Origin of the sequence: Dolichospermum flos-aquae CCAP 1403/13F (assembly GCF_012516395.1) — a bacterium.
Classification (GTDB): domain Bacteria; phylum Cyanobacteriota; class Cyanobacteriia; order Cyanobacteriales; family Nostocaceae; genus Dolichospermum; species Dolichospermum lemmermannii.
Map to the genome: position 1 here is coordinate 3,091,269 of NZ_CP051206.1, position 14,542 is coordinate 3,105,810.

10 protein-coding genes and 1 pseudogene are annotated in these 14,542 nt (G+C 39.1%); 8 read left to right on the forward strand and 3 right to left on the reverse strand.

All coding sequences use genetic code 11. From position 1 onward, the window contains the following. The first annotated feature begins 44 nt into the window (after positions 1–44). On the forward strand, positions 45–239 hold the full coding sequence (gene psb35 / locus HGD76_RS14955; protein WP_168696257.1) for a photosystem II assembly protein Psb35: 195 nt from the start codon (positions 45–47) through the stop codon (positions 237–239). 234 nt (positions 240–473) lie between these two features. On the opposite strand, the gene HGD76_RS14965 is transcribed toward psb35, so the two are convergent. Next, on the reverse strand, positions 474–1,814 hold the full coding sequence (locus HGD76_RS14965; protein WP_168696258.1) for a 16S rRNA (cytosine(967)-C(5))-methyltransferase: 1,341 nt from the start codon (positions 1,812–1,814) through the stop codon (positions 474–476). Positions 1,815–2,392: 578 nt separating this feature from the next. Here HGD76_RS14965 and HGD76_RS14970 point away from each other — a divergent pair. Further along, entirely contained in the window at positions 2,393–3,151 is a 759-nt protein-coding gene (locus HGD76_RS14970) for a peptidylprolyl isomerase (RefSeq protein ID WP_015079041.1), read from the forward strand. A 32-nt stretch (positions 3,152–3,183) separates the two neighbouring features. Continuing rightward, positions 3,184–5,787 (forward strand): type I secretion system permease/ATPase, encoded by a 2,604-nt coding sequence (locus HGD76_RS14975; protein ID WP_168696259.1) that lies wholly within the window; start codon positions 3,184–3,186, stop codon positions 5,785–5,787. 54 nt (positions 5,788–5,841) lie between these two features. Here HGD76_RS14975 and HGD76_RS14980 read toward each other — a convergent pair whose 3' ends face one another. Continuing rightward, positions 5,842–6,810, reverse strand: a complete 969-nt coding sequence (locus HGD76_RS14980) for an ROK family protein (protein ID WP_168696260.1) — start codon at positions 6,808–6,810, stop codon at positions 5,842–5,844. 840 nt (positions 6,811–7,650) lie between these two features. Between HGD76_RS14980 and HGD76_RS14985 the strand changes: the two genes are divergently transcribed. The 5 genes and pseudogenes from HGD76_RS14985 to HGD76_RS15005 all read left to right on the forward strand — a co-directional run bounded on the left by HGD76_RS14985 (position 7,651) and on the right by HGD76_RS15005 (position 11,391). Next, complete coding sequence (locus tag HGD76_RS14985; RefSeq protein WP_168696261.1) at positions 7,651–8,625, forward strand: ferredoxin family protein; 975 nt, start codon at positions 7,651–7,653, stop codon at positions 8,623–8,625. Between the two features lie 228 nt (positions 8,626–8,853). After that, positions 8,854–9,222, forward strand: coding sequence for a YtxH domain-containing protein (locus tag HGD76_RS14990; RefSeq protein ID WP_168633003.1), 369 nt, complete (start codon positions 8,854–8,856; stop codon positions 9,220–9,222). A gap of 11 nt (positions 9,223–9,233) precedes the next feature. After that, positions 9,234–9,599: pseudogene (locus tag HGD76_RS14995) on the forward strand (hypothetical protein); the annotation flags it as partial. Between the two features lie 222 nt (positions 9,600–9,821). Continuing rightward, positions 9,822–10,631 (forward strand): TPM domain-containing protein, encoded by an 810-nt coding sequence (locus HGD76_RS15000; RefSeq protein ID WP_168696262.1) that lies wholly within the window; start codon positions 9,822–9,824, stop codon positions 10,629–10,631. Positions 10,632–10,761: 130 nt separating this feature from the next. After that, on the forward strand, positions 10,762–11,391 hold the full coding sequence (locus HGD76_RS15005) for a precorrin-8X methylmutase (protein WP_168696263.1): 630 nt from the start codon (positions 10,762–10,764) through the stop codon (positions 11,389–11,391). A 133-nt stretch (positions 11,392–11,524) separates the two neighbouring features. Here the strand turns inward: HGD76_RS15005 and HGD76_RS24915 are convergent, their stop codons facing one another. Further along, positions 11,525–14,374 (reverse strand): tectonin domain-containing protein, encoded by a 2,850-nt coding sequence (locus tag HGD76_RS24915; RefSeq protein WP_210967642.1) that lies wholly within the window; start codon positions 14,372–14,374, stop codon positions 11,525–11,527. Positions 14,375–14,542 lie beyond the last annotated feature (168 nt).

Consider the following 14,542-nt stretch of genomic DNA (forward strand, 5'->3'; position numbering starts at 1 on the left):
TATACTTTATGAAGAACTGTAACCTACATTAGCCGAATATAATCATGAGTTATTTATTGCTCCAAGTCCCAGTGCTAGACACTGGAAATCACTTTCCCTTAGCGTTTACTTTGGTGTATGTGGTGGGTTTTATCGCTGCTGTCACCATCGGTTCAATTGCTTGGTACAACTCCAAACGTCCCCCCGGTTGGGAAAATAAAGATCGTCCCAACATTATCCCCAAGGTTGAAAAAGATTAGGTAATAGGCAATAGGCAATAGGCAATAGGCAAGAAATATTCTCCCCTGCCTCCTGCCTCCCTAATTCTGTAGGTCAACCCAAAAACGGTAAAGCGTTTGAATTTGTTTGAGCAGTGTAGTGTAGGCTACTGGATTAGTTGCACTAGACTTGCTCAACTCTTCCAATTGGGAGAGGAGTACATTGAGGGTGGGGAATTACGCAAAACTGTTAAATCTTACAATCACTATTGGTATTCACTCAGAATCCTGAGTTTTTCTTAAACGCACCATGAAAAAACCATCCATATCCTGTTGATGAGGCCAGACTTTTAACCAACCAGGAGCAGTATCATTAAATAAATCAAAAGAGTGAGGTTCAATTTGCCAATGGGGATTTGCGGCTAAAAACTCCGTAATTACCTGTTCATTCTCCGCTGGATGCAGCGTACAAGTTGCGTAAACTAAAACACCACCAGCCTTGACAAAACCTGCATTATGTGATAATAGTTCTTTTTGGAGTTGGGAAAGTTTTTGCACAGAATCTGGTGTTTGTCGCCAACGCGCATCAGCGTGACGATGCATAGTTCCCAAACCGGAGCAAGGAGCATCAACTAATACACAGTCAGCAGAATCGTAGAATTGCGGTAAGTTGCGACTATCTCCTGCACAAATTTCGATAGATTGTAAATTTAGACGGTGGGCATTTTCTTTTAATTTGCGTAACCGGGAAGCAGTTTGATCACAAGCCCAAATTTTGCCTTTATCTCCCATTAATTCGGCAATATGGGTAGTTTTTCCCCCTGGTGCCGCACAAACATCAATCACTACATTCCCCGGCAGAGGGTCAAGCAAATGACCAACTAATTGAGCGCTACTATCTTGGACAGTCCACCAACCTTCATTAAAACCAGGTAGATTTTGAATTGCCCCGTTATGACCAATTAATCGTAAAGCTTGGGGTAAATGGGGAATGGGTTTGACTAAAACACCAGCAGATTCAAAAGCTGATTGTACCTCTTCTAAAGAACTGCGAAGAATATTGACCCGTAAATCAATTGTCGGGGTTTGATTCATCCAATTAGCGAGTTTTTCTGTTTCTTCAAAACCCAATTCTTTTAACCAAACTTCAATAATCCAATTAGGGAAACTGTGGAAAATACCTAATCTTTCGACCGGATTTTCCGGTAAATTTAGCGGTTCTGAGGATTTTTCTGCAAGTCGGAGATATTGACGTAATAAACCATTGACAAAACCAGTTAAACCAGGAAAACCATTTTCCTTTGCTAATTCAACAGTAGTATTTACAGCCGCAGAAGCGGGAATTCTTTGTTGATAACGCAGTTGGTAAAAACCCAAATGTAAAATGGTGCGGAGGTCTTTTGGCTGTTGCTGAATTTTCTTAGTAGCAAGTTGCTCAATGATAGCATCAAGGGTGCGTTGTCTTCTCACACTCCCATAAACTAATTCTGTCATTAACCGCCGATTATTGTCGGGTAACTTAAACTTTTGTAGCACTCTATCTAAAGCAACATCAGCATAAGCTCCTTTATGAACTTCTTTGAGAGCAATAAAAGCCACTTGACGGGGATTGGTCATGAAATTAAATTAAATTAAGTAAGTAAGTTGCAGGTTAGCTAAAAGGTTACAGGAATCAATACCTTGTCCATCTTTTGTAGGTTGGGTTAAGCGACAGCGCAACCCAACGCATTTGTTGGGTTTCCTTACGTCAACCCAACCTACAAATCAAGACTTTTTTCGATTTGGACAAGGTATTGAGGAATACAAGATATTTTTATCACAATTACCAAACAAGATTGGAAGTATAAAAACGATAGTAAAACTTTATATGGAAATTGGTTGTAAGTTGAAGAAAATATACCCAGATAGAGATAGTTTAGCACTTTCTTTAACATACCTCTAATGTCTGATGTTGGATTGAGTGACAGCAAAATCATTTTGATTTTGGTCATATTGCTTACAGATAAAAAATAGTAATCATCTAAAATCATTGAGTTCACTATTAATCAAAAAATTAGAATATTTGATCACCAAATATTAATTACATATTTAATTTATCGAATCTTTATTATTCCTAGATATCATTCCCTACTGTTTTCTCTATTATTTAATGGAAAGTCTTATAGATGTTTTAGTTTTATGCTCAGAATTACTTCATGGAATCTTCATCTTTTTTGACTGTAAATGACCAAGGAATTGCCCTGGCTGAAGTAGTTAAATATCTACAAATATCGGGTAAACTGGGGAATTTTATTGGTGATGTCTTGCGTCAGCACGTAATTGTACAAGAAATTAATACCAGAACAGATATTGAAATTAGTTCGGCATTAATTGAACAGACAATTATTGATTTTCGCTTAAAGAATCAACTAACTGATCCCCAAAAATTTCAAGAATGGCTAATAAGTAATAGTACAGATTATACAACTTTTCATACATCTATTACCTTTAGCTTTCAATTAGAGAAACTCAAAGCATTAGTCACAGAATCAAAATTACCAGAATACTTTATTGAAAGGAAGATTTACTTAGATAGAGTCATCCTTTCACGGATTCTAGTTGATAGTCGGGAATTAGCCGAAGAACTACAAACTCAAATTGAAGAAGGAAGTAGTTTTGAACAACTAGCAAAAGAGTATTCATTAGCAGATGAACGAGTATTCAATGGCATGATGGGACCAATTAGTCGGGGAACTATACCAGATGTATTACGTGCGGCTGTAGACGCAACCACCCCAGGAAAATTGATCAATCCCATAGACATAGAAGGACGTTTTGCCTTATTTAGATTAGAACAAATTCTCCCAGCATCTTTAGAAGATCCTCAATTACAACAATCACTAAAAAATGAATTATTTGAGAAATGGCTAGGGGATAAAATTCAGGATCTTACAGTCAGAATTCAAGTAGATTAAAACATTTCAATAATCAATTTTAACTAATAAATGTGTTAAACAATTTACCCTGGAATGAACCGCCGCTATCCTGGCTAAATGCTGAAGAACAAAGCGAATTAAAACAGCAAGCGGAAATTCGTAATTACAAACTTGGCGAAAAAATTTGGTCACAAAAATTAGGTGGTGATGCCTTTGATGAGGGAAGTTATCAGTTCTTCATTGTCACTGGTAAAGTCCGGTTACGAGAAGAAGAAGAAAATAAAACTGTAGCTACTTTACAAACAGGAGATTGGTTTGGTAACTGTCAACAAATATTTGCTGATTGTAAAGCTATCGCTACCAGCAAGGAAGTAGTAGTAGTGTGTTGGAATTCGGCTGTATGGAAAAAGTTTGTCAATTCTCAAATTGATGAATTTTGGACAAATTCACTAGAGGTAGAGGAAACAGAAGCCATTTTACCAGTTGCTAATTCTCCCATTTCTCTACCTCCTTCCGCACCTTCTCCACCGATAATTTCCAATTATCCCTTTGTGGGAAGTGGGAATACAGGTGCAGCTTGTTTAACAATGGTGGCACAACATTTACAAAATCCTGTGCAATTAGAATGGGTACAACGCCAACTGCGGGGACAAAAACCCAAAAACCTGATAGAAGCTGCGGAAAAAGTAGGGTTAGTGTTGCGGAAATTGCAGGTTAGTTGGAGTGATTTACGCCAATTAACTTTTCCCGCTTTGTTGTTGTGGAATCAAAGTAATCAGGAAGGTAAAAATAACCAATTAAATTGGGTAGTAGCCTATGGAATCAAAGGCAATTATTTAATTATTGCTAATCCCCAAAATCCTGATTATAGTTGTGAACAATTACCGCAATCTGTAGTAGAAAATTGTTGGAATGGGACATTATGGCAAGCTGAATTAATTTCCCAACAAGAGAAATTTAATTTAGCTTGGTTTACTCCCGCAGTTTGGAAATATCGGGGTTTGTTAGGTGAGGTTTTAATAGCTTCATTTACCTTGCAATTATTGGGATTAGCGTCACCATTAATTACTCAAGTCATCATTGATAAAGTGATGGTACAGGAGAGTTTAGCCACCTTAGATGTGATGGCGATCGCTCTCTTGCTAGTGGCGACATTTGAATCTATTCTGGGTATGCTGCGGCTATTCATATTTACCCACACAGCCCGGCGTTTAGATTTGAGTTTATCCGCCCAACTTTTTCGCCATTTAATGCGTTTACCTTTAGCTTATTTTGAGTCGCGGAGAGTGGGCGATACAGTCGCTAGAGTCCAGGAATTAGAACAAATTCGCCAATTTCTCACAGGTACAGCCTTAACCGTCATTCTTGACAGTATCTTTGCTGTAGTTTACCTGGGATTGATGTTTTATTACAACATTCCCCTGACATTTGTAGCCTTAGCCGTATTACCATTATTTGCGACTTTAACCATCGTCACGACACCAATTTTGCGAAATTGGCTAAATGAAACCTTTAACCGCAGTGCGGACAGTCAATCATTTTTAGTCGAGACAATCACCGGCATTCATTCAGTTAAAGCCCATGCAGCCGAACCAATAGCAAGAGAACGCTGGGAAGGTTTATTTGCCCGCTTTATTCGTACCAGTTTTAAAGCTTCCACCACATCCAATATTAGTAGTAATATTGGTGACTTTCTGACTAACTTTTCCACCTTAATCATCCTGTGGGTTGGGGCAAAATTAGTAATTGATCATCAACTAACAATTGGTCAATTAATCGCCTTCCAAATGTTATCAGGAAGAGTGACCAGCCCACTATTACGGCTAGTGCAGTTATGGCAAAATCTCCAACAAGTTCTATTATCAGTAGATAGAATTGGTGATATTCTCAACGCTGCCCCAGAAACAGAAGCAGGAACAGGATTAGTATTACCACCCCTCAAAGGTGAAGTCAACTTTGATCAAGTTTTCTTTCGCTATAATGCCAACACCGAACCAGTATTAAAAGGAATTTCCTTTAATGTTGAACCCGGACAATTTGTAGGCATTGTTGGCAGAAGTGGTTCAGGAAAAAGTACCCTTTCCAAAATTATTCAACGACTTTATCAAATTGAATCAGGACGGATTCTAATTGATGGATTTGATATCAAAAGTGCTGACTTAGCATCCTTACGACAACAAATAGGTGTAGTTCTCCAAGAAGACTTTTTATTTAATGGTTCAATCTTAGAAAACATCACATTAGGAAATCCAGATATTACCTCCGAACAAGTTGTCGAAGCGGCTAGATTAGCAGTAGCCCATGACTTCATTAGTCAACTACCTTACGGTTATGAAAACAACGTAGGAGAAAGAGGAACAGCATTATCTGGAGGACAAAGACAACGCATAGCATTAGCCAGATTATTTCTAGCGTCTGCACCAATTCTCATATTAGATGAAGCCACCAGTGCCTTAGATAGTGAAACCGAACAACAAGTATTACAAAACCTCAAAAATGTTTCCTCTAACCGCACAGTATTCTTAATTGCCCACCGTTTTGCCCCCCTCAAACGAGCCGATTTAATATTAGTCATGGAAAAAGGAGTAATAGCCGAACGAGGAACACATTTAGAACTCTTAAAACAAAAAGGTTTGTACTGGTCACTTTATCAAAGACAACAAGCGAATATTTAAAGGAAACTCTTGATTATTCTTTGCGTCTTTGCGTCTTTGCGTGAGAAAAAGAATTTAATCTAACACACTCAAACCCAAAGCCACAGCCCCCCACAAAGGTGCATCATCACCCAACAATGCCCGCACAATCTCAAAATTCACCTCTGGGAGTGCGGTTTCCCTAGCTACTTTCCGCACCACAGTCCAGAAATTATCCCCAGCTTTGGTGACACCACCACCTAAAACAAACCGTTGGGGATTCATCAAATTGGCTACATTACCAATACCGACTCCCAACGCCCAAGCACCCCGATATAATACCTCTTGTGCTATTTCATCTCCGTTGGCTGCTGCGGTACTAATGACTTTGCCTGTAAGTAAGTTGAGATCATTACCTGTCAAATACCTAAGTACGTCTCCCCTGACTTTGCCGTTAGCACTGGGTGGTTCTTTCTCCAGCATTTCCCGGGCATTTTGCGCCATGTAGGGACCCGAAGCTAAACGTTCTACACATCCCCGTTTTCCACATAAGCATAAGGGACCTCTAGGATCTACTACCATGTGTCCAATTTCTCCCGCCATGCCTAATGCACCCCGCCAAAGCTTGCCGTCAAGTATCCACCCTCCACCGACACCAGTGCTAATGGTAATATAAAATAGGCTATCATATCCTTGTCCAGCCCCAAAGCGATGTTCACCAACAGCAGCAACGTTAGCATCATTATCTATACTGACAGGTGTATAATAATCTTCTTCGAGTATTTGTTTGAGGGGAACATTTTCCCAGCCAGGAACGTGATGAGATAAGCGGACTAAGCCTGTGGTTGCATCTACTGGACCACCGAAGCTGACACCAATGGCATCCGGTTTCCTTCCTTTTAGCACGGAATCAATGAGCGATCGCATAATTTCTAAATCAGTCAAAGCATCACCATTTGCGGGTGAAAACCGTGATTCATGGTACAACCACTCCTTCGCACCACCCTTTACTGTTGCTGCTGCCAATTTTGTGCCACCAAAATCCAGAGCTAAAATTAATGTCATATAATTAAAAATAGGGAATTGACAAAACAACCATTCACCATTATTACTTAATCACAATTTTGTTGTAGTTCACTATGAAACCATCTTTACTGTCTGCATATAAAATATTTCTGTATTAATTATTCTTGTAACTTATGTATAATCTTATTTATTACATTTGTAAATCCAATGATACTTATGATCGGTTTTTGTTAGATTATGAATATTATTAATTTTTATGAAGGATAAATTAATGTAAAGATATATTTTTGTTAAATTTATTTAAGAAAATAGTTGCTTTATCAATTGAGTTGGGTTAGAGTCAAAATACGTGATTAGATAAAAAGAAAGTTTCTAGTACATCACGGCGTAAATAAATCAACCATATTCAATCGCCAAAAAGCTTACTGTATATTAGTTTTGACTTTTGACTCTTGACTTTTGACTTTTGACTTCCGCCCTGCGGTACTAGCCTTTATATTTTTTTCACAATCAATTGAGAATATTTCGCAATATGGATAAATTTAGCTATAATTTAAAAGCTAGTGAATGTATGTCATTAAGTATACATACAAAAGATCGGATTTTCTATTTAGATCATTTAGGGAAAAGTTTAGATCTCAGAATTCAGCGATTAAGACTAAGGATGAAGAATACTAATCAAAAAAGCGATAAATTAGCTCCAGATATTCTCGAAAATCTCCCTGTTAAATGTAAAAAAAATGATATTTTGAATTCTTAACATTTTGGGAAAGAGCATTTATTTAACCGGAAAGACTGGGAAAAATCAGAATTTGATAAAGTGTCTACCTAGATGTTTGTTAATAATTGTTCATAAAATATATATTTGAGTAAGTGTCAATGAATAATTTTTTTTGCGCTGATCATTCACGAGAAATACAAGAAGATGTTATTGGTAGTGCTACCAACCACCAAACCTATATATTAGTAGAATGTCCTACCCCTTGGGTTTCTGAAGCCTTTAATTCTAAATGGGTTCCAGATAATTTACGGATTTTGGTTGCAGATGTTAAACGTGCTAAATTATCAATTCATTTTCTATTAATTGCTAATGATGAAACACACAGGGAAGAACAAACAACTTTATTAATTTATCAGCAAGAAAAGGGATCAAGTAACGGATACCGAAAACAAGAATTTAAATTACCAAATATTGAACAAGTAGCAGGAGTAGTCAGGAAATGGTTAACTGGAGTCAGTGTTGATGATGAAATAGCATCCAATACCACAAGAGATATATTAGTTTGTACCCATGGTAGCCATGATCAATGTTGTGCAAAATATGGCAATCCTTTTTACTTTCATGCTCAAAATACCATCTTTGATTTACAGTTAAATCATCTCAGAATTTGGAGATCAAGTCACTTTGGTGGACATAGATTTGCACCCACAGCCATAGATTTTCCCCAAGGCAGATATTACGGAGTTCTGGATCAAGATACCTTTAAATCAATTCTTACCCAAACTGGAAATATAGAATGTTTAAATAAAGTTTATCGCGGTTGGGGAATCTTACCAAATCCTTTGCAAATTTTGGAAAGAGAACTCATGCTGCGTTTAGGTTGGGATTGGTTTAACTATAAAGTCACAGGGAAAATTCTGGAGAAAAGCCTAGATAATCAGACAATTTTAGGTGAGTTAAGTTTTGAACAACCTTCTGGAACTCTCTATACTTACCAGGCCAAACTTGTAAAAGATGATATAAAAACACAAACCCTCAAAGGTTCTTGTGATGCTTCAAGAGAGGTAGTATGTGTGAAATATGCTGTATCTAATCTTTGGCTTGTAGCTAAAAAAGTAGCAACTTATAGCTAATATATAGTAAGAGTCAGTGGCCAGTGGTCAGTAGGGGCGAAGCATTTGGAAGATAAATTATCGGTCATTGCCAAAAATAGTTCTCCAAATGCTTCGCCCGTACAGTTGTTAGTAGTCAAAAAGAAGAGAGAAGAAAGAAGAAAGAAGAAGTTTTAATTGTGTCACCGCAACTTCTCAATACCCAGTGCAAGATATAAGATAAATTCTATGGAGTAGAAAAATCAAAAAATGTCTAACAACCGTTCTGGAATCTTTATTGGTGGTTTGATGTTAGGAGCAGCTATTGGCACTTTAGCAGGTTTATTAGTTGCTCCCCGCACAGGACGGGAAACCCGTAAACTTGTGAAAAAATCTGCCAATGCTATCCCCGAATTAGCAGAAGATATCACGACCAGCGTGCAAATTCAGGCAGATCGTCTTTCTAATAGCACCCTGCAAAACTGGGATGAAACTGTAGACAGACTGCGGGATGCGATCGCAGTTGGCATAGACGCTACCCAGCGCGAAAGCCAAAATTTAAACAAAAAAAATACTGTTGATGTCAGCAGCACCACAAACGATACTGATCCTTTGACCGAAAAACTAGAACGTTCATAAGTGGCATAACCGTGATTGATCCTTTGTTTTGGCTGGGACTATCCATCCTCCTAGTTGCTGCTAGTCTAACAGCCGTTTTGGTGGCAGCCATACCCGCTTTGCAGGAAGTAGCCCATGCTGCTCGCAGTGCCGAAAAATTCTTTGATACCCTTTCACGGGAGTTGCCACCCACTCTCAACGCTATCCGCAACACCACCTTAGAAATAACCGAATTAACCGATGATGTTAGTGAAGGTGTTAAAAGTGCCGGTCAAGTTGTCAAACAATTTGATCAAAGTCTAGATACCGCCAAAAAACAAGCAGAAAATCTACAAATTAGCACCCGTAGTGTCTTCGTCGGCTTTAAAGCAGCTTGGACAAGCTTCGCTCGCAAAAAAAAACCAGGAGAAATGCGAAAACGCTGATCATTGAGAACGGGATTAAGCACTGCCAAAACTGATCAACAGCGAGTAGTCACCAATTCCTAATTTCTCCATCAGATTTTGCTGAGATATCTAATATTAGAGTAAGGTAAAGAAGTGTAAAGAAGTATCACTTTTACATTAATCTTTGAAAAGCACTTTTTACATTCTCCCCTAGATAATAGTATAAGAACGTTCATGCACCTGTGTTTTTGGCGACGAATTTTAGTATCAATTGCCGTATTTGGCTTTATTGGCTCAATTTGGGCAATTAATTCTCCATCTGCCCTAGCTTATGAAAATCCCGATTTGCTACCCAGCTTTGTCACCCCAGTAGTAGATTTAGCAAAAACTCTCCCTGACCCCCAAGAAGAAAAGCTAGTTAAAGAATTAGAGCAGTTTGAAACTGATACTGGTTGGAAATTGCGCGTTTTAACTCAATACGACCGCACTCCAGGGAGAGCAGTAATCAAATATTGGGGTTTAGATGATAAAAGCATTCTCCTAGTAGCAGATGCTCGTGGTGGTAACATCCTCAGCTTTAGTGTTGGTGATGCCGTTTATGAATTCTTACCCCGCACCTTCTGGATTGAACTACAAACCCGCTTTGGTAACTTATACTTTGTCCGTGAAGAAGGAGAAGATCAAGCCATTCTCCAGGCTCTAAATTCAGTGAAAGGTTGCTTACTCAAAGGCGGTTGTAACGTCGTTCCTGGACTCCCTAAAGAACAATGGATACTCACCCTTGTTACCTCTGCTGTTGGGGGGATTATTTGTGGTTTTGCTGCCCAACCGCGCGGTGACAAAAAGATACTTGGTTGGCAATGGGCGTTAATTTTCTCACCTTTATGGGGGATGTTATTTATTGCCTTCGGTATTGCTCCAGTTATTACCCGGACAAGCGATTGGTTGCCTGTGGTTCGCAATATTTCCGCTTTTGCCATTGGTGCTTTAGTAGCTTATTTATCCCCCGTGTTTAGTCAGCCTTCCTCTAACGCTGAATCCTGAAAAGTTATAGGATACTGACTGGTAACTGGCAACTAGAAATAAATTCTGCCCAATTACTAATTGCCAATTACCAATCAACAAAGACTACGCACGGAAACTGATAAGCTAAAAACTAATACATTAAATAACAATGGAATGGCACGTAACTGACGCTCAAAGTTTGGCAATTATTGATACTGAAATTGGTGATCATATTTTTTCACCAGCAGAGTATGAAATCGTCCGCCGCGTAGTTTATGCTACAGCAGATTTAGAGTATAAATCCTTAATCCGGTTTTCAGAACAAGCATTACAAGCTGGAGCAGCCGCCCTAGTAGCACGTACTACCATTGTCGTAGATGCACCAATGGTACAAGCAGCCATAGCCCATGATATTCAAAATACATTTGCTAATCCAGTGTATTGCAGTATGGAAGCACTAACACGACCCCAAAAAGAAAAAACCCTTGCTGCTTGGGGGATTGAAACCCTAGCTAGGCGTTATCCAGAGGGAATATTTGTAGTTGGTCAAGCACAAACAGCATTAACTGCACTGGTTGAATTAATTGCAGCCGAAGAAATTAGACCCGCTTTAGTCATTGCTACCCCCGTAGGTTTTGTCAATTTAGAACCAGTAAAAGCACGATTACAAGAATCTCTAGTTCCTTACATCACTATTGAAGGTCGCAAGGGTAACGCTGTCGTAGCTGCTGCCATTGTTGACGGCTTAGTGGATTTAGCTTGGCAAGCCTATGGACAAGATAGAACTGGAGGGAGATAACGGAGTAAAGAATAGGAAACAGTCTTCTTGTCAGACCTAGGGATCACAGTCAATAGTGTTTGATTGTGTTCTATCCAACTTACTGCGATTCCTAGGTCGCGCTTCGCTATCCCCTACACTGGAACGATACAGCCTAACAGGTCACAACTGCACAGAAGGTTTTCCCTGCAAATGCTGCCAGTGATAGCTCAAAAATCCAATTTTTATCCACTCCTGTGCTACTTTTAGCATTAGGAAGTAAACTCAATGTTCCGCCCTCGTTCAGATAAGAACGCAACTTTTCAGTAGCCATTGCTTTAGTAGCACCAGCAGCTAAACCAAAAGCTGTGGGATCTTTAAGAATTAATGCCAAAGGATTTTTAGCATTACTATCATCTTCAAGAAAACTCTGAATTGCTGAAGATAAAGCTTCGGTAAATGTGACTTTTCCGCCTAAAGCCATTTGTTTGTTAATTAAAGTATGAGTAGCCACAAACTTTAATTGAGGAACTTTTAACTCTTGTTTGATGCCAGCAACGGTATTTTTCCCATAAGCTAAAGTGGAAACATTGCTTCCTGCGGTATCAAAAAGTTTAGCTTCATCCCCTGCATCATTCCAAATAGCAGTTTTACTACCAAAGGAGAAACCACCTGTTTCAGGATGTACTTCATTCGTGTAAATGCGGAAACTCTTACCACCTTCTAAGATAGTTCCTGGTGGGAAGGTTAAAAATTGCTTAGAACTAGCCGCAGAAGTTATTTTCCACCCAGAGATATTAGCAGGACTATTACCTAAGTTGCTAATCTCTATATATTCATCGGCTTGAGTGCGTTTAACTGCACCTTTATAAACTAATTTGGAAATAGTTACATTTGTCGTGGCAGTGATGGTAAATTCTTCCGAGTCAGTTACTAAAGGTTCGGGAGTTGGTACAGGCGCGGGAGTTGGTACAGGCGCGGGAGTCGGTACAGGCGCAGGAGTTGGTACAGGAGTTACATCAACTGGTGACACAGGCGCGGGAGTTGGTTGAGGTGCAGGAGTTGGTACAGGAGTTACATCAACTGGTGACACAGGCGCGGGAGTTGGTTGAGGTGCAGGGGTTTTAATAAATTCAGCCGTAGCGATTAGCCCTTGTCCACTACTATGAGTAAGGATAACTTGATTAAGTGGCGAATCCGGTTGTAAATCAACAATAGAGTTACCATTATCTTGATAAATGGTTTTTACTCCTGCAAATAGAGGGTGATTTTGATTAACGGGACAATTTCCGCTAATTCCATTATATGAACCCCCATATTTTAGACCAAATGCAGCGAGAAAAGTATTCCAATTGTTGGCTTCAGTTTGTGAGCCTCCTTTACCTGTACCAGCGCAGAGATAAACTTTGCCACCATTCTTCACATAATCAATTAAGACTTGATTATCAACAGGATCGCCACCGACAAAAACAGCATCATATTGAGAAAGGGTTGCTAAATCAATGGGGATATTCATTCCTTTAGTCCAAGTATGACCTGCTTTGGTCATTGTTTGCTCTAAAGAAGATTGAGTTAAACCGAAATTATTGGAAAGTACATGAAATTTACCTTTTTCATCACCAACAAAGTATTGGGCAACATTAGTCACAAATGTGGCTGTATCAGGGGCTTTTTGGAAACCTTGATTGCTTAGTGTCCATTCATCTGCATTAACAACAATTTGCCCATTTAAAGGTTTTGGCACTGGTTGGCGCACGGCTGGGTAATATGCAATACCCAAAACTGCCCCACTATTGGGTATATGTTCCCAATTGCTGGTTAAGGTTTTTCTTGTATATAGTTGATTGTTCATGCCAATACCTACCAGAGTACCGTCAGGCATAGCAGTAATCGCCAAAACTGCCCCACTATTAGGTATATGTTCCCAATTACTGGTTAAGTAATTTTTTCTTGTATATAGTTGATTGTTCATGCCAATACCTACCAGAGTACCGTCAGGCATAGCAGTAATCGCCAAAACTGCACCACTATTAGGTATATGTTCCCAATTACTGGTTAAGTAATTTTTTCTTGTATATAGTTGATTGTTCATGCCAATACCTACCAGAGTACCGTCAGGCATAGCAGTAATCGCCAAAACTGCACCACTATTAGGTATATGTTCCCAATTACTGGTTAAGTAATTTTTTCTTGTCCATAGTTGATTATCCATGCCAATACCCACCAGAGTACCATCAGGCATAAAGGTAATCGCCAAAACCGAGCCACTATTGGGTATTTTTTCCCAATTACTGGTTAAGGTCTTTCTTGTCCATAGTTGATTATCCATGCCAATACCGACGAGATTAGCGTTAGCATTCAGTTTTAAAGGTTTTGGCACTGGTTGGCGCACGGCTGGGTAATATGCAATACCCAAAACTGCCCCACTATTGGGTATATGTTCCCAATTGCTGGTTAAGGTTTTTCTTGTATATAATTGATTGTTCATGCCAATACCTACCAGAGTACCGTCAGGCATAGCAGTAATCGCCAAAACTGCACCACTATTGGGTATATGTTCCCAATTACTGGTTAAGTAATTTTTTCTTGTATATAGTTGATTGTTCATGCCAATACCTACCAGAGTACCGTCAGGCATAGCAGTAATCGCCACAACTGCACCACTATTAGGTATATGTTCCCAATTACTGGTTAAGTAATTTTTTCTTGTCCATAGTTGATTATCCATGCCAATACCTACCAGAGTACCGTCAGGCATAGCAGTAATCGCCAAAACTGCACCACTATTAGGTATATGTTCCCAATTACTGGTTAAGTAATTTTTTCTTGTCCATAGTTGATTATCCATGCCAATACCCACCAGAGTACCATCAGGCATAAAGGTAATCGCCAAAACCGAGCCACTATTGGGTATTTTTTCCCAATTACTGGTTAAGGTCTTTCTTGTCCATAGTTGATTATCCATGCCAATACCGACGAGATTAGCGTTAGCATTCAGTGGATTTTGACTTTGTAAATCACTCATAATTTAAGGATATTTTGGAGAATTAGTTCATTAAATAGCATAAAACAAGCCAGAAAAGAATACCTTAGCCAAATTACGAGGGTGAGATGATAATGCTTTAACCATGAACTCCCGTTTCTCGCTCTTGCTTGGCAAAAACAATCAGCCCTAAAAATTCCTTAAAGGTTT